Raw genomic sequence first — 18,719 nt, 5'->3', positions numbered from 1 at the left:
CATAGGGTCGGGCCAACTTCGAGGAGGCCCGCCCCTATGCCCACCGCCCGCCGGCTCGCCCACGAGTTCCTGGACCGCCGTGGCCTGACGACCCTCTTCGGCAACCCCGGTTCCAACGAGCTGCCGTTCCTCGCCGGGCTGCCGGAGCACTTCCGCTACGTCCTCGGCCTGCACGAAGGCGCCGTCGTCGGGATGGCCGACGGCTACGCCCAGGCGACCGGCCGCCCGGTGCTGGTCAACCTGCACGCCGCCGCCGGCTCCGGCAACGCGATGGGCGCGCTCACGAACGCCGTCTACTCGCGCTCGCCCCTGGTGCTCACCGCCGGCCAGCAGGTCCGGACGGCGATCGGGCTGGAAGCGATGCTCGCCAACGTCGACGCGACGCAGCTGATGCGGCCCCTGGTCGGCTGGGCCGGCGAGCCGAGCTGCGCCGCGGACGTCCCGCGGTCGCTCGCGCAGGCGGTGTTCGAAGCCGAGCTGCAGCGGCGCCCGAGCTACCTCTCGGTGCCCTACGACGACTGGGCCGCCGAGCTGGGCGAAAGCGCGACGCTGGACCGCGAGGTCCAGCGAGGCCTGGCGCCGAGTGAAGCCCAGCTCGACGCCCTCGCCGCGAGCGTCGCCGCGGCGAAGAACCCGGCGCTGGTGCTGGGCGGCGACATCGACGCCACCGGGCTCTTCGGCCGGGCCGTCGCCCTCGCCGAGCACCTCGGCCTGCCGACCTGGGTGGCGCCGTCGCCGCACCGGCTGCCCTTCCCCAACCGGCACCCGCTCTTCCGCGGCGTGCTGCCCGCCGGCATCGCGCCGGTGTCGGCCGCGCTGACCGGACACGACCTGGTGCTGGTGCTCGGCGCGCCGGTCTTCCGCTACCACCAGCACGTGCCCGGTGCGTACCTGCCCGCGGGCACGCGGCTGATCCAGGTGACCGACGACGTCGGCGCCGCGGCCCGCGCGCCGATGGGCGAGGCCCTGGTCGCCGATCCCGCGCCGGTGATCGAAGCGCTGCTGGCCAAGGTGCCGGGCCGAAAAGCAAGCGCGGGCTACGCGGTGAACCCGGCCCCCAAGACCGGCGGGGAAGCCCTGCACCCGGAGCAGGTGTTCGCCGCGCTGCGCGACACCCAGGCCGGCGGCACCCGCTACGTCGTCGAGTCGACGTCGACGAATGCGGCCTGGTGGCGGCAGATGGACCTGCGCCGCGAGGGCTCCTACTTCTTCCCGGCCGCCGGCGGGCTCGGCTTCGGCCTGCCCGCCGCGGTCGGCGTCGCGATGGGCAGCCCGGACCGCCCGGTCGTCGGCGTGATCGGCGACGGCTCGGCCAACTACGGCATCACGGCGTTGTGGACCGCCGCGCACTACCGCGTGCCGGTCACCTTCGTGATCCTGCGCAACGGCGTCTACGGCGCCCTGCGGTGGTTCGGCGAGCTGCTCGGGACGCCGAACGTGCCCGGCACGGAGATCCCCGGCCTGGACTTCACCGCCATCGCCGCGGGGTACGGCGTCGAAGCCACCGCTGTCACCGGCGAAGAGGACTTGCGCGCCCAGCTCAAGACGACCCCGGACGGCCCGCGGCTGATCCAGGTCGACACCGAACCGACCACACCGGAGTGATCATGACCTTGCTCGATGACGCCTTCGTCCGCGGAAGCGGCGGCACCCACGCGGTCGTCGAACCGGCCACTGGGGACGTCCTGGGCCGCGTGGGCATCGCGACGCCGTCCGACGTCGCGGAAGCCGCCGCCACCGCCGCGAAGGCCCAGCGTGACTGGGCCCGGCGCAAGCCGGCCGAACGCGCCGCGGTGCTCCGCCGCGCCGGCGACCTGTGGGAGAAGCACGCCGCCGAGGTGCAGGACTGGATCGTCCGCGAGGCCGGTTCGACGCGGCCCAAGGCCGGGATCGAGACCGAGCTGGCGGCCGGGATCTGCTTCGAGGCCGCGGCCCTGCCCACCCACCCGCTCGGCGAGGTGCTGAGCACCGGCGAACCCCGCTGGTCGCTGGCCCGGCGGGTGCCCGCGGGGGTGGTTTCGGTGATCTCGCCGTTCAACTTCCCGCTGATCCTGGCCATCCGTTCGGTCGCGCCGGCGCTCGCGCTCGGCAACGCCGTGCTGCTCAAGCCCGACCTGCGGACCGCGGTGTCCGGCGGCGTGAGCATCCTGCGCGTCTTCGAGGAGGCCGGGCTGCCCGCCGGCCTGCTGCACCTGCTGCCCGGGGACGCCGCCGTCGGCGCCGCGGTGGTCGACGCGCCCGAAGTGTCGATCGTGTCGTTCACCGGCTCGACCGCGGCCGGGCGGAAGGTCGGCGAAGCCGCCGCCCGCTCGCTCAAGCGCGTGCACCTGGAACTCGGCGGCAACAACGCGCTCGTCGTGCTGCCGGGCGCCGACGTCGCCAAGGCGGCCTCCGCCGGCGCGTTCGGATCGTTCCTCCACCAGGGCCAGATCTGCATGACCACCGGCCGCCACCTCGTCCACGAGTCCCAAGTGGACGAATACGTCGCAGCCCTCGCGGAGAAGGCGCGACGGCTTCCCGTGGGCAACCCCGCCCAGAGCGACGTCGCGCTCGGCCCGATCATCGACGACCGGCAGCTCGCGCACGTCACCGACGTCGTCGACCGGAGCGTCGCGGCCGGCGCGAAGGTACTGGCGGGCGGGAAACCCGACGCGCCGTACTACCCACCGACCGTCCTCTTCGGACTCGACGACGCGAGCCCGGCTTGGCGCGAGGAGATCTTCGGCCCGGTCGCGCCGGTGCGCGCCTACCGCGACCTCGACGAGGCCGCGCGGCTGGTCAACGACTCCGAGTACGGCCTGTCGGTCGGCATCCTCGGCGACGTCGGCACCGCGATGACGCTGGCCGAGGAGGTCCGCTCGGGCAAGGTGCACATCAACGAGCAGACCGTCGGCGACGAGCCGACCGCGCCGTTCGGCGGCGTCGGCGACTCCGGCAACGGCTCCCGCTTCGGCGGGGCGAAGGCCAACATCGAGGCCTTCACCGAGACCCAGTGGCTGACCGTCCGCGCGGACATCGCGGGCTACCCCTTCTGAGGAGCACGACCATGACGACGTCTCCCGCCCGCGGCGCGTGGACGGCGGTCCTCTGCTGGCTGACCGTCCTGCTCGAGGGCTACGACCTGGTCGCGCTCGGCGCCACCATCCCGACCCTGCTCAAGAGCGGCCACCTCGGCTTCACCGCGGCCGGCGCGACCGCGGTCGCCACGGTGTCGCTGATCGGCGTGGCCGTCGGCGCCGCCTGCCTCGGCCCGCTCACCGACCGGTTCGGCCGCCGCGTGCTGCTGATCGGCTCGGTCCTGCTGTTTTCGCTGTTCACCCTGCTGACGCCGCTCGCGCCGAACGTCGCGACGTTCGGGGTGTTCCGGTTCGTCGCCGGGCTCGGCCTCGGCGCGTGCATGCCGGTGGCGCTCACGGTGATGTCGGAGAACCTGCCCGCCCGGCGGCGCGCCAGCGCGAGCACGTTCACCATGACCGGCTACCACGTCGGCGCGGTGCTGACGTCGGTCCTCGCGCTCTACGCCAAGGAAGACTGGCACCTGCTGTTCTACGGCGGCGGGATCGCCGGCCTGCTGGCCGTGCCGCTGATGTGGTGGAAACTGCCGGAATCGGCGGCCTACCTCGCGGCGAAGGAGACAGCCGAGCGCGTGCGCCTGCGCGACCTGCTGGGCCCCCGGTTCCGGCGGATCAGCATTGCCGTGTGGGCCGGTTCGTTCATGGGGCTGCTGCTGGTCTACGGCCTCAACACCTGGCTGCCGCAGCTGATGCGGACGGCGGGCTACCCGATCTCGACGTCGATCACGCTGCTGCTGGTGCTCAACGTCGGCGCGGTGCTCGGGCTGGTCCTGGCGGGCACGATCGCCGACCGGTTCGGCATCCGCCCGATCGCCCGGATCTGGTTCGGCGCCGGAGCGGTCCTGCTGGCGGCGCTGAGCCTGAAGATCGGCAACGCACTCGTGCTCAACGCGGTCGTGCTGCTGACCGGCGTGTTCGTGTTCTCCGCGCAGGTGCTGATCTACGGCTACGTCGCGCACGCGTTCCCGGCACAGGCCCGCGGCACCGCGCTCGGGCTGACGTCGGCGGTCGGGCGGCTGGGCTCGATCCTCGGCCCGTTCGTCACCGGGGCGCTCGTCACCGCCGGGGTCGCCTATCCGTGGGGCTTCTACTTCTTCGCCGTCGTGGCCGCGCTGGGGCTGGGTGCGGTGCTGCTGCTGCGGGGCGAGGAGCGGTTGGTCCCCGTGCCCGCCGGGTAGCCGCGAAGGACCGGCACCCGAGGAGGAACGATGTCACAACCCCACGACGAGACCGGCGAAATGGACTCGAGCGGGAACCCGGTCGGCGAGCCACCCCGCGACGAGCCCGCCGGGTCCGCCGGGCCGCTGGAAGACGAAGACGCGAAGGCGCGGCCGGGTCACCCGGCCGCGCAGGACCACTTCCGCGGCGGCGACCAGTAGCGCCCCAAGGCCACATTGGGTGCGTTCAACGCACCGAAGGCCACATTGGGTGCGTCCAACGCACCGAAGGCCACATTGGGTGCGTCCAACGCACCGAAGGCCACATTGGGTGCGTCCAACGCACCGAAGGCCACATTGGGGCGCATTCGTCGGTGGGCGACCTACCCAACGGGCCTCGATCATCGAACGGCTTGCGACGTGCGGCGGCTAGACCGTGTCCTCGGGCTTGCGGCGGCCCAGCGTCGCTTCCGGGTGCTCGGTGCGGCGGTCGGAGTCGCGCAGCACCTCGCGGGCCTGGGCCTCGGGGTCCGCGCTGTCGACGGCCTGCTCTTCGGGCAGCAGCTCGGCCCGGGTTTCCGTCCGGTCAGGGGTGTTGTCCATGCTCTGCGGGTACCCGCAGAGCGACGGTCTCAGACACCCCGCAGCCAGCCGAAGGCGAGCGCGAAGATCAGCCCGGCGACCATCAGCACCAGCACGCCGGTGAGGATCAGCCACAGCACCGGCGTCGCCTTCGACGGCATCGGCTGCGGGTGCGACAACCCCGACGTCTGGGCGGAGTCGGGTGGCGTGCTGCCCGGGGGCACGCCACCCCCGGCTTCCAGGTCCGGGGTCCGGCGGGGGTCCGGATCCGGGGGCGTGGCGGTCATGGCGGCACCGTCCTTCCGTCGCTCCCGCGGCGGGTGCCCGGCACACGGCCGGGCAAACCGCCGTCGAGGACGCCGGACTCAGTCCTTCGAGCGGCGGTTGCCGGCGGCGTCGCGGCGCAACCGGTCGGTCTGGGCCGAGATCTCGCCGAGCTGCTCGGCCAGGCCGGCGTGCGCGCCGGTCAGGTGCGGCCGGGCGGCGGCCAGCGGCGGGAGCAGCGTGGCCGGATCGTCGTCGCCGAGTGCCGCGCCGAGGCGGTCCGCGCTCTCCTGCGCGGCGGGGCCGAGCCCGTCGAGCGCGCTGACCCGGCCGGCGAGCTGGCGCAGGATCGCGGAGTTGCGCCGGGCCCAGTCGGCGACGGCGCGGTCACCCGCCCGCCGGTCGCGTTCCGCGTCGACGCGTGCCTCGCCGGTCTTCTCCCCGGTGTGCGAGGGTTGCAGCCGCAGGTAGCGCCGTTCCGCGGCCTGTCGACTGGCGACACCCAGCGCGGGGGCGAGCGCGACCCAGCTGGCGCCGGCCGCCCTGGCCGCCGTGATCAGCTCCGGTTCCCAGCTCGCGAGCTCCTCCCGCAGCAGCCGGAGGCCGGACAACGCCGCCAGGACCTGGTCCTGCGCCCCCGCCCCGGCCCGGGCGGCGGCGACCACCTCCTGGATCCGGCGCAGCGCGCCGGTGGGATCGGTTCCGTCCATCACGTCATCCTTTCGACGACTCTCATCTTGTCATCGTTTTGACGACATGCTAGAACAGACCCGCGTGTTGACACCAGAGCTGTCAAGTCCCAGGAGGTGGATCCCGATGTTGATGCGCACCGATCCGTTCCGCGACCTCGACCGGTTCGCCCAGCAGGTCTTCGGCGCCGGCACCTGGTCGAAGCCGGCCGCGATGCAGATGGACGCCTACCGCGCCGGCGACGAGTTCGTGGTCTGCTTCGACCTGCCCGGCGTCGATCCCGGCGCCGTCGAACTGGACGTCGAGCGCAACGTCCTCACGGTCAAGGCCGAACGACGGCCGCTGCCGACCGGTGACGACGTCCGGATGCACGTCTCCGAACGGCGGCTCGGCGTGTTCTCCCGCCAGCTGTTCCTCGGCGACACCCTGGACACCGAGCACATCACCGCGCACTACGACGCCGGGGTGCTGACCGTCCGCATCCCGATCGTGGAAAAGGCGAAGCCGCGGCGCATCGAGGTCGGCGGCGGCGCCGACCAGAAGCAGCTCAACGCCTGACTCCCGATCGGGGCGGGGCGGGGCCGGGCACGCACCCGGCCCCGCCACCACCGCGCCGAGGAGGGGTTTGCGGTGACCGGAACCGGCACGACGCACGGGGTCATCCCCTTGCTGGAGGAACTGCTCGCCCGGATCGCGGCCGACGTGCCGGGTGCCCTCGGCGCGGCGGTGTCCGTGCACCACCGCGGCGGCCCGCTGCACGCGGCCGCCACCCACGGCCTGTCCGCGGCCTTCGTCCCGGCGCAGCTGCACCGGTTCGGCGGCCCGGTCCCCACCGCCGGGCGGACCGGCGAGCCGGTGGTGACCGCGGACGTCTACGCCGACGACCGCTGACCGTCCCTGACGCTGAGTGGCCTGCTGGACCACCACCCCGCCCTCGCCGCGGACTGGCCGCGGCTGCGCGGGGTCGCGGCCCTGCCCGCGGTGTGGGACGCCGGAGGAACGCTGGTCCTGTCGGTGTCGGTCGACCGGCCCGCCACCGAAGAGACGCTGAACGTGCTGCGGCGTCACGAGCGGCTCGCCGCGATGGCGCTGGTCGTCGCCGAGGCGGCCCGGCCGGACCGGACCGGGCAGATGCTGGACCTCCTGCAGTCGCGAGCCGTGCTGGAGGAGGCCAAGGGCATCGTCATCGCCCTGCGCCGCTGCGACCCCGGCGAAGCGTGGCACACGCTGCGGGGGGGCGAGCCAGGAGTTCAACGTCAAGGTGCGCGAACTCGCCGTCGCGCTGGTGGAACTGCTCGCCGGCGCACCGGCACCCCAGCCGGACGGCGAGCGCACGATCCACCCGGGTCCGGCCGCCCGCCACGCGGCCCGGCAAGTGCTGCGGGCGCTGGAGAAGACCGGCCACTGACTCAGGATCGCCCGACGGATCGCTCGACGCGGAAGACCGCGATGCGGTCCGCGGCCGCGGCGACGGCTTCCGGCGTCGCCCCCTCCGCCAGCCCGGTCGTCACGAACCGCTTCCCCACGCTCGGCGGGCTCGTCTCGACCAGCCGGCGCAGGACCGGCCGCCGCTCCTCCACCGGCAGCTCGGCCAGCCGCACGGCCGAGGAGCGACGGCCGCGGGTGAGCGTCACCGCGCCCGCGGCCCGCACGTTCGCCACCCAGGCCGCCTTCGGATAGGCCTGGACGATGTAGTGGTGCCCCTCGATGGGGTTGACCGCGATGGGGAACGTGCGGGGCACACCGGTGCGCCGTCCGGGCACGGTGAGCAGCTGCATCGGGCCGAAGGCGACACCGAGCCGCTGCAGGCCGACGACGATCTTGTTGCCGGTGTTGACCATCCGGCGGTAGCTCTGCGCTGTTGTCATGCCGCGACAGTACACGATTTCATATGAGAATCATATGATCTGACTCTCGTAGCTAATCGCGTTCGGGACCGGGCTTCGGCTCCGGCGGCAGCGGATCGGGCACGGGAACGCCGGGCTCGGGGAACGGCCGGTCCGGCCCGGGCTCGGGCGCGACCGGATCGGGCCGGAGTGGTTCGGGGGGCAATGGGGGTGCGGTCGACATCGGTCTACCTCCGCCACGCTGCGCCGCCCGCGATTCGGGCGGCGATCGTCTGAGGGCTACCCGGTGCGGCGGGTCGCGGAAACCCCGCCGGGACGACGCCGCCGGGCGGACTGGGAGCCGGAGCCGGTCAGCGGGTCACGGGTGGTGGGCGTGGTCGCCCGAGGGGAGGTCGCGGTCCACGTGGTCCGCGTGGTGCAGGGCCTGGGCCAGCAGGCCACGCACGTGGTTGTCCGCCGCCGAGTAGAACACGAACGTTCCTTCGCGGCGGCCCTTCACCAAGCCCGCCAGCCGCAGCTTGGCCAGGTGCTGGCTGACCGCCGTCGGGGCGGCGCCGGCCAGTTCGGCGAGGCAGGCCACCGAGGATTCGCCCTGCAGCAGGGCCCACAGCACCTTGATGCGGGTCGGGTCGGCCAGCAGGCGGAACGACTCCGCGGCCAGGTGGACCTGCTCTTCGGTGGGCATGTCGAACTCCGGCAGCGACGTGTGCATGGCGGTAACCCTACTACTTGCGTATCTGCATGTCTGCGCAGGTAGACTGCCCTCCATGACGGGACACGGGCACGGACACGGGCACCGCCACTCGCGGTGGCGGCCGCACAGCCACGACAGCGCCGACCGCGTCGATCACGCCCTGGAAACCAGCCGGCGCGGGATCCGCGCGCTCGTGTGGTCGTTCGCCCTGCTGTCGCTGACCGCCGTGGCGCAGCTGGTGCTCGTGCTGGTCACCGGCTCGGTCGCGCTGCTCGGCGACACCATCCACAACTTCGCCGACGCGCTGACCGCCGTCCCGCTCGCGGTCGCCTTCCTGCTCGGCCGCCGGGCCGCGACCCGCCGCTACACCTACGGTCTCGGCCGCGCCGAAAACCTGGCCGGCGTGGTCGTCGTGCTCGTCGTCGCGGCTTCCGCGGCGATCGCCGGCTACGAATCGGTGGCGCGGCTGCTCGACCCGCGGCCGGTTTCGCACCCGTGGGTGGTCGCGCTGGCCGGCGTGATCGGCTTCGCCGGCAACGAACTCGTGGCGCGGTACCGGATCAAGGTCGGCCGCGAGATCGGCTCGGCCGCGCTGGTCGCCGACGGGCTGCACGCCCGCACGGACGGCTTCACGTCGCTGGCGGTCGTCGCCGGCGCGGCGGGTGTCGCGTTCGGTTTCCCCGCCGCGGATCCGATCGTCGGGCTCGTGATCACCGTCGCGATCCTGTTCGTCCTGCGCGACGCGGCCAGGGAAGTCTTCCGGCGGCTGCTGGACGCCGTCGACCCGGCGTCGGTCGAGCTGGCCGAACGGACCGCCCTGGCCGTCGACGGGGTGCTCGGCGCCCGGGACCTCAGGATGCGCTGGATCGGGCACCACCTGCGGGCGGAGCTGGCGGTGACGGTGGCGGCGGACCTGACCGTCGAGGCCGCCCACACGCTGGCCCACGAGGTGGAACACCGGCTGCTGCACACGATCCCGCGCCTGACCGCGGTGGTGATCCACACCGAACCGGCCACCGGGGCGGACCGGGCGCACGACGCCGTCGCCCACCACCGCTGATCAGCCGACGGGCTGCTCCGCCGGTTCCGGCTTCGGGCTCAGCACCCCGGCGAACACCGCCGCGAGCACGCACAGCACCACCGGCACCGCGAACGTCACGTTCAGCGGCATCCACCGCGTCAGCCCGCCGATCAGCGCCGGACCGGCCAGCAGCCCCACGTACCCGAGGCCGACCACCCGCGCCATCAACGCGCCCGACGCCCGCGTGTCCAGGTTGCCAGCCGCTGTGAACAGCTGCGGGACGCCGCCGGAGAGGCCGAGGCCGAACAGGGCCCAGCCCACCAGGGACACCGGCACCCACGGGGCCGCCGCGGCCGTCGTCAGGCCCACCGCCGCCAGGATCGCCCCGTACCGGACGATCGCCGCCGGGCCCGCCCAGGCCGCGACGCGGTCGGTCAGGAAGCGGCCGGTCGTCATCGCCACCGCGAACGCGCCGTACGCCAGCGCCGCCGTCGACGCCGAGGTGCCGAGCACCTTTTCCATGTGCAGCGCGGCCCAGTCGTTCGCGACGCCCTCCGAGAGCATCAGCGCGAGCGCCAGCAGGCCGAGCAGCCAGACCGTGCGGCCCGGGGTCCGGCGGCGCACGACCGGCTCCGGCTCGGCGACGGCCCCGGCGGACGGCACCTCGGAAACCGGCGCATCGGCCGGCTCCATCAGGAACCGGGCCGACACCAGGGAAAGCAGCACGCACACCAGGCCCGTGCCGATGAGCGTCACCCCGGTGGGCACGCCCGCGCCCAGCGTGGCCGCGCCGATGACCGCGGCGATCGCGCCGCCGATCGACCACATCGCGTGGAACGCCGCCATGATCGGGCGCGGGTAGGCCCGCTCGACCACGACCGCGTGGGAGTTCATCCCGACGTCGATCGCGCCGTTGCCGAAGCCGAAGAAGATCAGCGACAGGCCGAGTGCCCACCACGAGTTCGCGAACCCGGGCGTGCACACCGCGAGGCCGAGCAGCACGCCGGCGGCCGGGACGAGCCGCCGGTGCCCGAGCCGGTCGACGAGCGGGCCGGACACCTGCATGCCGGCGAACGCGGCACCGCCGAGCACCAGCAGCAGCGCGCCGAGCGTGCTGTGCGAGATGCCCGTCGCGCGTTCGATGCTCGGGATGTGCACCACCCACATGCCCATCGCGAACCCGTTGAGGCCGAAGAACATGAAGGTCGCGAACCGGGCGGCGCGCGGGCGGGGCAGGACGGTCATCGGCTCTCCCAGGGGACGGCAACGTGCACGAGCACGCCGAGCTCGGCCAGCGCGGCACGCTGATCCCCGGGCGCACCGGGGTCGGTGATCACCACGTCGGCGCGGTCGGCGGGACAAACGCAGGCGAGCGCGGACCGGCCCCACTTCGCGCCGTCGGCGAGCACGATCACCCGCGCCGCGACGGCGAGAGCGGCCTGCTTGACCTCGGCGTCGCCCAGGTCGAAAGCCGTGAAGCCGGAGTCGACGCCGAACGCACAGGGACTCAGCACGGCGACGTCGAAGCGCAGGGCCCGCAGCGACGCCAGCGTCAGCGGGCCGACGAGGGCCTGCTCCCCCGGCCGCGGTTCGCCGCCGGGCAGCAGGAGCCGGACGCCGGGTGCCTCGGCCAGCTCGCGGGCCGCGTGCAGGGACAGCGGCATCACGGTGATCGATCGCCCACGCAGCAGCCGCGCCAGCTCCAGCGCCGTCGTGCCGCTGTCGAGGACGACCGTCTCGCCGTCGCGGATCAGCTCGGCCGCCGCGGCGGCGATGGCCCGCTTCGCCGCGATCGCGGCCGTCTCGCGGACCGCGAACGGGGGTTCGACCCCCGACGGGAACGCCGGCACCGCGCCACCGTGCACCCGGCGCAGCACGCCACGGGACGCCAGCTGGTCGAGGTCGCGGCGGACGGTCATCTCCGACGCGCCGGTCGCCTCGGCCAGCTCGGCGACGCCCACCTGGTCGGCACCGCGCAACCGCTCCACGATCACCCGTTGCCGTTCCGCGCTCTTCACGCCGTGATGCTCGCAAGCCACCCGCGCTCGCACAACCGATTTGTTCGTTCGCTCACGCTTCTTGTGCGAACTACCGTTGCGGCATGATGGGGCCGTGCACGCCGCCGAGACCACCGCGACCCCGTGACCGGGGGCTACCTGAAGGGCCGGATCCGCCGCGAAGACATCATCACGGCGGCGGCCGCGGCGTACGGCGAACTCGGCTACCACGGCTCGTCGCTGCGGGAGATCGCCAAGCGGGTCGGGATTTCGCACGCCGGCCTGCTCTATTACTTCCCCACCAAGGAAGCCCTGCTCGCCGCCGTGCTGGAACGCCGGGACGCCGAGGACTCCGAGCGCGAGCAGCTGACCGTGCCGCCCGGGCTCGCGGTCCTGCGCCACTTCGTCGCGCTCGCCGAGCACAACGTCCGCCACCCCGGGATCGTCGACCTCTACTCGCGGCTCGCCGCCGAAGCGGTCGCCCCGGACCACCCGGCGCACGAGTACTTCGTGCGCCACTACCGGGCCGCGCGCGACGGCGTGCACGAGTCCTTCGAGACCCTCGCGGCCCGCGGCGAGCTGCGGGACGGCGTCGAGCCCGCATTGGCGGCGCTGACGTTCATCGCGCTGATGGACGGCCTGCAAGTGCAGTGGCTGACCGTGCCCGGCGAGGTCGACCTGGTCGGCTCGCTGCGCTTCTACCTGCAGAACCTGCTCACCGTCCCGATCTAAAGGGTTTTCGCGTACGGGTCCCGGCCCGACCCAAGCGCCCCAAGGTGGCCTTGGTTGCGTTCAACGCACCCAAGGTGGCCTTCGGTGCGTTCAACGCACCGAAGGCCACCTTGGGGCGCACCCGTCTGTGGACAACCCCGATCCCGCACTAGAGGGTTTTCGCGTACGGATCCCAGCCCGCCGGCAGCAGCGGCGGGACGTCGACGGTGCTCGCGACCTCCACGCTCTGCCCGCGCGTCATGGATTCGTCGATGGCCAGCATCGCGTCGAGCACGTGGAAGGCCAGCTCGCCCGACGCGCGTTCCGGGACACCGGCCCGGATGGCCCGCGCCAGTTCCAGCGCGCCGGTGCCGCGCGACGCCGGGTGTCCTTGCGGCGCCAGCTCTTCCGGCTCGTCCCGGTCGAGCAGGTGCAGCCGGGTCGGCTCGTCGAACCGGTTGGGGTCCGGCAGCACGGCGGTGCCGAGGGTGCCGGTCAGCTCGGCCAGTGCGGGCCGGCTGAGGGCCGAGTCGAAGCTCAGGACCAGCTGGGCCGGCGCGCGCTCGAACTCGACGAGCGCGATGACCGTGGTCGGCACCGACACCGGGAACTCCGTGCCCGCCCGCGGCCCGGACCCGACGACGCGGGTGTCGCGCCCCCGCCCGCCGGCCCCGGTGACGCGCCGGATCGGGCCGAGCAGGTGCACCAGCGCCGTCAGGTAGTACGGGCCCATGTCGAGCAGCGGCCCGCCACCGGGCTGGAAGTAGAACTCCGGCGCCGGGTGCCACCGCTCCGGGCCCGGCACCTGGAACAGGGCCAACGCGGTCAGCGGGCGGCCGATCCGGCCCGCGTCGACGGCCTGGCGCGCGGTCTGCAACGCAGCGCCGAGCACGGTGTCGGGGGCGCTCGCCACGCGCAGGTTCAGCTCCCGTGCGCGATCGAGGAGCTTGCGGCCGGTCTGGCGGTCCAGCGCGAGGGGCTTCTCCGTCCAGACGTGCTTGCCCGCTTCGAGCGCGGCGAGCCCGACCTCGGCGTGCGCGGCCGGGACGGTCAGGTTGACGACCAGCTCGACGTCCGGGTCGGCCAGCAGTTCGGCCACCGTGCCCGCCCGCGGCACGCCGTACTCGGCCGCACGCGCCGCCGCGCGTGGCGCGTCGAGGTCGGCGACGTGCACCACGCGGACGTCCGGGAAGGCCGTGAGGTTTTCGAGGTAGGTGCCGCTGATGACGCCGGTGCCGATGATCCCGACCCCGACCGGCCCGCCGGTCACCGGTTCGCGCCGGTCAGGAAGGCGTGGCTGGCGGTGATGGCCTCGAAGAGGTCGCCGTCACAGGCGTCGAACTCGACCACGCGCAGCGCGTCCGGTGCGGCGGCCAGCACCTCGGCGACCGGCACCCGGCCCTGGCCGGCCGGGACCTGGCCGGTGGCGTCGGTGGCGAGCCCGCCGTCCTTGACGTGGATCGCCCGCACCCGGTCGCCGAGCCGCCGCAGCAGGGCGGGCGCGTCCTCGCCGCCCGCGGTGGCCCAGTAGGTGTCGACCTCGAGGGCGACGGCCGGGTCGAGCTGCTCGGCGAACACCTCGAGGGCGCTGCGGCCGTGGATCCGGGATTCCAGTTCCCACCAGTGGTTGTGGTAGCCGACGCGGATGCCGTGCCCGGCCGCGAGTTTCGCGGCGGCGTTGAGCGCCTCCGCCGTGGCCGCGATGTCGGCCGCTTCCCGCCACCGCTCGGGCGGCACCAGCGGGTCGATCACCAGACCGATGCCCAGCTCGGCGGCCGCGGCGAAGACGGCGTCCTGATCGGCGCCCAGCAGGCGCGCGTGCGCGGTCGGGGCGGTCAGGCCGTTGGCGGGCAGCCCGGCCCGCAGGGCTTCGGCGTTCTCGACGACGCCGTACGGCTCGACCTGCGTGAAGCCGATCGCGGCGAGCCGCCGCAGGGTGCCGGCGGGATCGGCCGCGAAGGCGTCGCGGACCGAATACAGCTGCACGGAAGGCACGCTCGTCACCGGCTTCTCCACTTCCCCGTGGCGGCCGTCCGCCGCGGCTCCCCAATTTCTACCACCTGGTCAAAATTGTGACCAGGGGATTCCCGGGCGGTCCACCGGACGGCCGTGCGCGGCACCGGGTGCCCCGGCTCACGCCGGACGGGGTTTTGGCAAGCGCCCGATGGGGCAGTAACGCCAAGAGCACGCAGCCAGGGCCGATCCGGGAGGTGCCGGTAGTGGACAGGGCAGGGGACGAAAGGGACACGGGAGCCGCCGTCGGGCGCCCGGGCTCCCGTCGCGACCTGACGGACCTGTCCGAAGCCGCGCGAGACCTCGACCGGCGGATCGAGCAGCACCTCGAACGGCTGCGCCGGGAACGCGCCCAGCGCGCCGCCGACATCCCCGACCAGCGGCTCCGCCCGAGCGGCTGACCGGGTCGCGAGCATTTACCACGGCGGCCGGGCCGACCGGTCACCCTTCCGGTTCCGCCGCCGGTTCTTCGCCGGGCGACGTCCCGTCGCGCAGCCACTTCAGCTTGACCTCGAACTGGCCCTGCAGCCCGGTGCGCGCGATCACCGCACCGGCCTGGGCGTCGAGCTTGACGCCGAACTTGAGCTCGACCTCGTCCGGGCCCAGGTCGCGGAACTGCGCCAGCGCGGCGGACGCGGCCGCGCGGACTTCGCCCAGCGCGTGCTCGAACGTCGTGGTCGCCTTGCGGAGCACGCCCGAGGGCGCCGCGGCGTGTTCCAGTCCCGGCTCGCCCTCGACCTCGACGACCACCGAACCGCCGCCGGCCAGCGGGAACCGCACGAACTCCTGCACCGGATCTCCTTTTCTGGTAAGGGTTTGCCGCCTCAGCACGGCAGGTCGAGCCACTGCTCCTCGCCGATGCTCCGGCGCACCCGCTCCAGCTGCCCGAGGAGGGTGGGCAGCCGCTCGGGGCGGGCCAGGTACTCCAGCACCGCCTGGTAGAACGCGCTGGCCATCGCCGAGGGCATCAGGTCCGACGCGTCGAAGCACAGGGTGGCACCGCCGGCGAGGGTCGTCGCGATCCGCCGCGTCACGTCGCTGCGGTAGACGTCCTGCCCGACGAGGCCCTGGTGCACCGAGAACGTCGTCCCGCCGGACGGCCAGATCCGCTGGCCCTCCGCCCCGGCCAGGTAGACCATGAGCCGGCGCGCGGCCGGGGTGTCGCGGAACATCCCGGCGAGGTCGGCCGAGACCTCGGACGGCCCGGCACCGCCGGCACCGGGGAACGGGAAGAACCGGAAGTCCCGGTCGGGGGCCGGGGGCCCGACCGGGCGCCGGACCGCGGTGTACCCGCCGATCGCGAACGAGCCGAGGTGCTCCAGCACGCACCCGGGCGGATCGGCGAACATCGCGCGGCCGGCGTCGGCGAACGAGGTGAGCAGCGCCGCCGTGCTGCCGCCGCGGACCGCGCCCGGCTCCAGGACCAGCGTGCCCCAGCTCCGCCACGCGTCCGCCACCGCCGGATCGGTCCACGCCAGCCGGCCGGCGGCCCAGTTGCTGTAGACCTCCGGCCCGGCGCGGTGCAGCAGGATGTCCTCCAGCCAGTCCGTGCCGGGGAACCCGGAGTTCGGCGGGGCACCCATGCCGAGGCACCACGGCCGCTGCCCGGCCGCGGCCATCCGCCGGGACACCGCCACCAGTTCGTCCCATGTGGACGGTACCGGGCCGGGGAACGACTTCGGTGTGTACCAGACGATGCTCTTCAGGTCGGCCTTCACCGCGACCGCGTACACGGCGTCGGCGCCGAGCTGCTGCAGCTTCCGCCACTGCGGGCTGTACGCCGCGGTGGTCTCGGTGCCGAGAACGCCGTCCAGGGGCTTGACGTCGCCCGAGCGCACGTAGACCGCGAGTTCCGCGGGGTTCGACAGCACCGCCACGTGGGGCGGGGTGCCTTGCTGCAGGTCCCCGCGCAGCACCTGGTTCTGCGCGCGGGTGCCCTGGTAGCTCACGGCGATCCCGGTCGCCCGGGTGAACCCGTCGAGCACCCGCAGGAACGCCTGCTGCTCGTCGCCGGTCCACGGCCCCAGCACCGTCAGCTCCTCCGTGCCGCTCCCGGCCGAACACCCGGACAGCAGCAGGACGACGGCCATCGCCAAGCCGGCGCATCGCTTCATCACGGCTCTCTCCGGCCTCTCGTCGCACGGAACCGGTATTCGTCGAGGCGGGGTTGCAGGCCGGTCACCGCCAGTACGCCGATGCCGGCGGCCAGTACCGGGATCCCGTAGCCGAGCAGCCCGTTCCAGCCCGGTTCGGTGAGCCCCGGCCCCAGCAGCGCCGCCTCGTCGACCTCCTCCGGTGGCCCGGCCGGAACGGCGGGCGGGACGGTCGTCACGGCGGCGAGCGCGGCCACCGTGTCACCGCAGGCGGCCGCGCCACCCGGACGGCACTGCGCGACCAGCACCTGGGCGAGCGTCCACTGCACCCCGGCGGCGGCGGCCGTGGTGGCGGCGGACCGCGTGTCCACGACCCGCTCCAAGGCGGCACCGCTGTGCCTCGCGTCCGACTGGAGGCCCAGCAGCAGCGCCGTTCCCGTGCCCAGCAGCACGCACGCCGCCGTGGCGGCCAGCAGCGCGGTGTTCACCGTGCGCCGGAACCGCCGGGCGAGGAACCGCTGGGTCCACGCCAGCGTGCCGAGCAGGACCACCAGCGGCAGCGCCCAGAGCAGCGTGATCGCCGGGTCCAGCCAGTTGGCGCCGAGCTGGTCGTCGAGCGCGGTCCGCTGGGCGGCTTCGAGGGTGTCGAGCCGCGCGAGGATGCCGTTCTCCGGTGCGGTCAGCAGGTCCGACGCCGACAAAAGGTTGCTCGCGGCGAGCGGGCCGCCTCCGTTCTGCCGGAAGTGGGCGTCGGCCTGGCCGATGAAGCCGTTGTAGGCCGGCAGCAGCCCTTCGATCAGCCGGAGCGTCCGGCTGCCCGCATCCCCGGCCGCGTTGTGCTCGGCGACCCGGGCGAGCTGCTGGCTGGCCAAGGCGATTTCGTCCTCGTACTGCTCGCTGGGGCCGGTCAGCGTCGCCTGGCCGCCCTGGAACGCGGCCACCGCGGCGCCGTGCGCGGCCACGATCGCCCCCTTGGCCAGCGACACTTCGAGCACCGCGGGCGCGGTCCGCTCGCGCACCTCGGCGATGCTGGCCCGCACGCCGAGGAAGGTCACCAGGGCCGTGCCCAGCACCAGCACACTGCCGGCCACCAGGCCCAGCCGCAGCCACCACAGGGTCTGCCGGGTCGTGCTGGTCGCGGTCACGAAGCCGCTCCGGCCTCGAACGGTTCACCACAGCGCCCGCACCGCTTCGCCGACGGCCGCGCCTTGTGTCCACAGTGGATACACTGGCGCGGCGCGCCGACGGCTTCGGGCGCGACGGCGACGGCGGCGGCGGGTTCCGCCGAACCGGTGTAGGTGGAGATGGTCGAACCGAGCACCAGGGAAAAGCCGTCGCGCGGGCGCACGCCGTCCTTGATCGCGACCGTGCCGTCGTCGCGCACGTCGACCAGCCGGCCCAGGCGCTTGAGGATCTCCGCGTTGCCCAGCTCGGTCGCCAGGCGGACCGCGGTGCCCCATTCGCGTGCCGCCGCCACCCGGTCGTCGCGCTCGAAGGCGTCCCAGCCCGCCCGGACCGCGCGGCCCAGCTCGGCCTGCCCGCTGACGCGGGCGACGTCGTCGTCCGGCACGCTGGAGAGCGCCAGGTCGTCGGTCAGGTAGCCGACGACGGCCCGCGGTTCGCCGACCGCCTCGCCGGCACCGGCGAAGAGGGCGACGGTGCCCAGCAAGCGGTCCTCGTACCGCGTCAGCTCGGCCGTCTCGACGTCGAGGCAGAGGTGGTACTCGCGCAGTTCGTCGCCCCACGCCCCGGTGGGCAGCTCGAACACCCGGCCTTCGGGCTGCCCCTGCGCGGTCAGGTCGACCTCGGTCGGGAAGACCTGCTTGACGAACCGCAGCCTGGTGTAGGGCATCGTGGTCAGCCGCAGCCGCAGGTCCGGTACCGTCCGGCCCATCGCCCGCTCGACCAGGCGCCGGAAGTCGCCCGCGAGTTCGGCGTCCTCCAGGACGGCGTCCGCGCTGCCGCGCAGGACGGACGCGATGCGCTGCAGGTCCCGCGGTTCCCAGTCGTCACCGATGCCCCGGGCGTCACAGGCGAACCGGCCGCGGCTGCGCTCGAGCGCGGCTTCCAGCGCACCCGTGCGGTCGGACTCGTTCTTGCCGTCGGTGAGCAGCACGGCGTGCCGGATGGCGGCCGGGGTCTTCCCGAACAGGTCACCGGCCAGGTCCAGCCACGTGCTCATCGCCGTGCCGCCCCCGGCGATCAGCGCCGACGCCGCGGCCTTCGCCTCGTGGCGGGTCCGCTCGCCGGCCACCGCCAGCGGCGGCTCGGACGGGTACACGAGCCGGGCGCGCCCGGTGCATTCGACCACCCCGAACAGCACGCCGTCCCGCAGCGACCCGATGGCCGCCCGGCAGGCGTGCCGCGCGGCCTCGATCTTCGTCGGCGGCCAGTCCATCGAGCTGGAGCAGTCCACCAGCAGCAGTTCGGCGGTCGGCGGCGGCCCGGCCGCGGGCACACCGGCATCGCCCACCCGCACGGTGAGGACGACGTCCATCCGGTCGTCGGCGGGCGCCAGGTACTTGTTCTGGCTCAGCTGAAGGGTGAACGACGGGCGGTCCCGCTCGGGCATCCGA

23 protein-coding genes are annotated in these 18,719 nt (G+C 73.9%); 10 read left to right on the top strand and 13 right to left on the bottom strand.

Translation table 11 applies throughout. The features are described 5' to 3' along the window. Positions 1 to 36: 36 nt before the first annotated feature. The 4 genes from mdlC to ACLJQE_RS36980 are packed head-to-tail and all read left to right on the top strand — an operon-like array spanning position 37 to position 4,453. Entirely contained in the window at positions 37 to 1,605 is a 1,569-nt protein-coding gene (gene mdlC / locus ACLJQE_RS36995; RefSeq protein ID WP_410644231.1) for a benzoylformate decarboxylase, read from the top strand. A gap of 2 nt (positions 1,606 to 1,607) precedes the next feature. Beyond that, positions 1,608 to 3,035 carry a benzaldehyde dehydrogenase gene (locus tag ACLJQE_RS36990; RefSeq protein ID WP_410644230.1) on the top strand — a complete coding sequence of 476 codons (1,428 nt, stop codon included), beginning with the start codon at positions 1,608 to 1,610 and terminating at the stop codon, positions 3,033 to 3,035. An 11-nt stretch (positions 3,036 to 3,046) separates the two neighbouring features. Next, positions 3,047 to 4,252 (top strand): MFS transporter, encoded by a 1,206-nt coding sequence (locus tag ACLJQE_RS36985; protein WP_410644229.1) that lies wholly within the window; start codon positions 3,047 to 3,049, stop codon positions 4,250 to 4,252. 30 nt (positions 4,253 to 4,282) lie between these two features. Then, positions 4,283 to 4,453, top strand: a complete 171-nt coding sequence (locus tag ACLJQE_RS36980) for a hypothetical protein (RefSeq protein ID WP_410644228.1) — start codon at positions 4,283 to 4,285, stop codon at positions 4,451 to 4,453. 207 nt (positions 4,454 to 4,660) lie between these two features. Here ACLJQE_RS36980 and ACLJQE_RS36975 read toward each other — a convergent pair whose 3' ends face one another. From ACLJQE_RS36975 to ACLJQE_RS36965, 3 genes are all read right to left on the bottom strand, one after another. After that, entirely contained in the window at positions 4,661 to 4,834 is a 174-nt protein-coding gene (locus ACLJQE_RS36975; RefSeq protein WP_410644227.1) for a hypothetical protein, read from the bottom strand. Between the two features lie 29 nt (positions 4,835 to 4,863). Beyond that, positions 4,864 to 5,100, bottom strand: coding sequence for a DUF6480 family protein (locus tag ACLJQE_RS36970; RefSeq protein ID WP_410644226.1), 237 nt, complete (start codon positions 5,098 to 5,100; stop codon positions 4,864 to 4,866). A 78-nt stretch (positions 5,101 to 5,178) separates the two neighbouring features. After that, positions 5,179 to 5,787, bottom strand: coding sequence for an HSP18 transcriptional regulator (locus tag ACLJQE_RS36965; protein ID WP_410644225.1), 609 nt, complete (start codon positions 5,785 to 5,787; stop codon positions 5,179 to 5,181). Between the two features lie 106 nt (positions 5,788 to 5,893). On the opposite strand from ACLJQE_RS36965, the gene ACLJQE_RS36960 reads away from it, so the two are divergent. The 3 genes from ACLJQE_RS36960 (at position 5,894) to ACLJQE_RS36950 (ending at position 7,175) form a co-directional block, all read left to right on the top strand. Further along, positions 5,894 to 6,325 (top strand): Hsp20/alpha crystallin family protein, encoded by a 432-nt coding sequence (locus ACLJQE_RS36960; protein ID WP_410644224.1) that lies wholly within the window; start codon positions 5,894 to 5,896, stop codon positions 6,323 to 6,325. Positions 6,326 to 6,397: 72 nt separating this feature from the next. Beyond that, on the top strand, positions 6,398 to 6,658 hold the full coding sequence (locus ACLJQE_RS36955) for a hypothetical protein (protein WP_410644223.1): 261 nt from the start codon (positions 6,398 to 6,400) through the stop codon (positions 6,656 to 6,658). Positions 6,659 to 7,028: 370 nt separating this feature from the next. Beyond that, positions 7,029 to 7,175: a hypothetical protein gene (locus ACLJQE_RS36950; protein ID WP_410644222.1), complete on the top strand. Its 147-nt coding sequence runs from the start codon at positions 7,029 to 7,031 to the stop codon at positions 7,173 to 7,175. 1 nt (position 7,176) lies between these two features. On the opposite strand, the gene ACLJQE_RS36945 is transcribed toward ACLJQE_RS36950, so the two are convergent. Both ACLJQE_RS36945 and ACLJQE_RS36940 read right to left on the bottom strand, forming a co-directional pair. Continuing rightward, positions 7,177 to 7,635, bottom strand: a complete 459-nt coding sequence (locus ACLJQE_RS36945) for a nitroreductase family deazaflavin-dependent oxidoreductase (protein WP_410644221.1) — start codon at positions 7,633 to 7,635, stop codon at positions 7,177 to 7,179. A gap of 337 nt (positions 7,636 to 7,972) precedes the next feature. Further along, positions 7,973 to 8,326 (bottom strand): ArsR/SmtB family transcription factor, encoded by a 354-nt coding sequence (locus ACLJQE_RS36940; RefSeq protein WP_410644219.1) that lies wholly within the window; start codon positions 8,324 to 8,326, stop codon positions 7,973 to 7,975. 55 nt (positions 8,327 to 8,381) lie between these two features. Here ACLJQE_RS36940 and ACLJQE_RS36935 point away from each other — a divergent pair, with 55 nt between their 5' ends. Next, a complete protein-coding gene (locus ACLJQE_RS36935; protein ID WP_410644218.1) occupies positions 8,382 to 9,368 on the top strand; it encodes a cation diffusion facilitator family transporter in 987 nt (328 codons plus the stop codon). Here ACLJQE_RS36935 and ACLJQE_RS36930 read toward each other — a convergent pair whose 3' ends face one another. After that, positions 9,369 to 10,574 (bottom strand): MFS transporter, encoded by a 1,206-nt coding sequence (locus ACLJQE_RS36930; RefSeq protein WP_410644217.1) that lies wholly within the window; start codon positions 10,572 to 10,574, stop codon positions 9,369 to 9,371. Then, complete coding sequence (locus tag ACLJQE_RS36925) at positions 10,571 to 11,347, bottom strand: DeoR/GlpR family DNA-binding transcription regulator (protein WP_410644216.1); 777 nt, start codon at positions 11,345 to 11,347, stop codon at positions 10,571 to 10,573. Before ACLJQE_RS36925 ends, ACLJQE_RS36930 begins: the two co-directional genes overlap by 4 nt. A gap of 123 nt (positions 11,348 to 11,470) precedes the next feature. Here ACLJQE_RS36925 and ACLJQE_RS36920 point away from each other — a divergent pair, with 123 nt between their 5' ends. After that, positions 11,471 to 12,058, top strand: a complete 588-nt coding sequence (locus ACLJQE_RS36920) for a TetR/AcrR family transcriptional regulator (protein WP_410644215.1) — start codon at positions 11,471 to 11,473, stop codon at positions 12,056 to 12,058. A 148-nt stretch (positions 12,059 to 12,206) separates the two neighbouring features. Here the strand turns inward: ACLJQE_RS36920 and ACLJQE_RS36915 are convergent, their stop codons facing one another. Together ACLJQE_RS36915 and ACLJQE_RS36910 are read right to left on the bottom strand one after the other, a co-directional pair. Further along, a complete protein-coding gene (locus tag ACLJQE_RS36915) occupies positions 12,207 to 13,307 on the bottom strand; it encodes a Gfo/Idh/MocA family protein (protein WP_410644214.1) in 1,101 nt (366 codons plus the stop codon). Beyond that, on the bottom strand, positions 13,304 to 14,041 hold the full coding sequence (locus tag ACLJQE_RS36910) for a sugar phosphate isomerase/epimerase family protein (protein ID WP_410644213.1): 738 nt from the start codon (positions 14,039 to 14,041) through the stop codon (positions 13,304 to 13,306). Before ACLJQE_RS36910 ends, ACLJQE_RS36915 begins: the two co-directional genes overlap by 4 nt. 215 nt (positions 14,042 to 14,256) lie before the next feature. Between ACLJQE_RS36910 and ACLJQE_RS36905 the strand changes: the two genes are divergently transcribed. Then, positions 14,257 to 14,451: a hypothetical protein gene (locus ACLJQE_RS36905; protein ID WP_410644212.1), complete on the top strand. Its 195-nt coding sequence runs from the start codon at positions 14,257 to 14,259 to the stop codon at positions 14,449 to 14,451. Positions 14,452 to 14,491: 40 nt separating this feature from the next. Here ACLJQE_RS36905 and ACLJQE_RS36900 read toward each other — a convergent pair whose 3' ends face one another. From ACLJQE_RS36900 to ACLJQE_RS36885, 4 genes are read right to left on the bottom strand one after another with little or no spacing between them, the layout of a single operon-like run. Next, a complete protein-coding gene (locus ACLJQE_RS36900; protein WP_410644211.1) occupies positions 14,492 to 14,842 on the bottom strand; it encodes a CU044_2847 family protein in 351 nt (116 codons plus the stop codon). A 32-nt stretch (positions 14,843 to 14,874) separates the two neighbouring features. Continuing rightward, positions 14,875 to 16,164, bottom strand: a complete 1,290-nt coding sequence (locus ACLJQE_RS36895; protein ID WP_410644388.1) for an ABC transporter substrate-binding protein — start codon at positions 16,162 to 16,164, stop codon at positions 14,875 to 14,877. Continuing rightward, positions 16,164 to 17,288 carry a hypothetical protein gene (locus tag ACLJQE_RS36890; protein ID WP_410644210.1) on the bottom strand — a complete coding sequence of 375 codons (1,125 nt, stop codon included), beginning with the start codon at positions 17,286 to 17,288 and terminating at the stop codon, positions 16,164 to 16,166. Before ACLJQE_RS36890 ends, ACLJQE_RS36895 begins: the two co-directional genes overlap by 1 nt. Then, positions 17,285 to 18,715: a VWA domain-containing protein gene (locus ACLJQE_RS36885; RefSeq protein WP_410644209.1), complete on the bottom strand. Its 1,431-nt coding sequence runs from the start codon at positions 18,713 to 18,715 to the stop codon at positions 17,285 to 17,287. Before ACLJQE_RS36885 ends, ACLJQE_RS36890 begins: the two co-directional genes overlap by 4 nt. Between the last annotated feature and the right edge of the window lie 4 nt (positions 18,716 to 18,719).

Source organism: Amycolatopsis sp. lyj-346, from assembly GCF_046548975.1.
GTDB lineage: Bacteria > Actinomycetota > Actinomycetes > Mycobacteriales > Pseudonocardiaceae > Amycolatopsis.
This window is presented reverse-complemented; position numbering and strand designations above follow the sequence as displayed.

Excerpts from the sequence above, each read along its gene's own strand:
- mdlC (WP_410644231.1), top strand. The coding sequence starts at position 37 with ATGCCCACCGCCCGCCGGCTCGCCCACGAGTTCCTGGACCGCCGTGGC.
- ACLJQE_RS36990 (WP_410644230.1), top strand. The coding sequence starts at position 1,608 with ATGACCTTGCTCGATGACGCCTTCGTCCGCGGAAGCGGCGGCACCCAC.
- ACLJQE_RS36985 (WP_410644229.1), top strand. The coding sequence starts at position 3,047 with ATGACGACGTCTCCCGCCCGCGGCGCGTGGACGGCGGTCCTCTGCTGG.
- ACLJQE_RS36980 (WP_410644228.1), top strand. The coding sequence starts at position 4,283 with ATGTCACAACCCCACGACGAGACCGGCGAAATGGACTCGAGCGGGAAC.
- ACLJQE_RS36975 (WP_410644227.1), bottom strand. The coding sequence starts at position 4,834 with ATGGACAACACCCCTGACCGGACGGAAACCCGGGCCGAGCTGCTGCCC.
- ACLJQE_RS36970 (WP_410644226.1), bottom strand. The coding sequence starts at position 5,100 with ATGACCGCCACGCCCCCGGATCCGGACCCCCGCCGGACCCCGGACCTG.
- ACLJQE_RS36965 (WP_410644225.1), bottom strand. The coding sequence starts at position 5,787 with ATGGACGGAACCGATCCCACCGGCGCGCTGCGCCGGATCCAGGAGGTG.
- ACLJQE_RS36960 (WP_410644224.1), top strand. The coding sequence starts at position 5,894 with ATGTTGATGCGCACCGATCCGTTCCGCGACCTCGACCGGTTCGCCCAG.
- ACLJQE_RS36945 (WP_410644221.1), bottom strand. The coding sequence starts at position 7,635 with ATGACAACAGCGCAGAGCTACCGCCGGATGGTCAACACCGGCAACAAG.
- ACLJQE_RS36940 (WP_410644219.1), bottom strand. The coding sequence starts at position 8,326 with ATGCACACGTCGCTGCCGGAGTTCGACATGCCCACCGAAGAGCAGGTC.
- ACLJQE_RS36935 (WP_410644218.1), top strand. The coding sequence starts at position 8,382 with ATGACGGGACACGGGCACGGACACGGGCACCGCCACTCGCGGTGGCGG.
- ACLJQE_RS36930 (WP_410644217.1), bottom strand. The coding sequence starts at position 10,574 with ATGACCGTCCTGCCCCGCCCGCGCGCCGCCCGGTTCGCGACCTTCATG.
- ACLJQE_RS36895 (WP_410644388.1), bottom strand. The coding sequence starts at position 16,164 with ATGAAGCGATGCGCCGGCTTGGCGATGGCCGTCGTCCTGCTGCTGTCC.
- ACLJQE_RS36885 (WP_410644209.1), bottom strand. The coding sequence starts at position 18,715 with ATGCCCGAGCGGGACCGCCCGTCGTTCACCCTTCAGCTGAGCCAGAAC.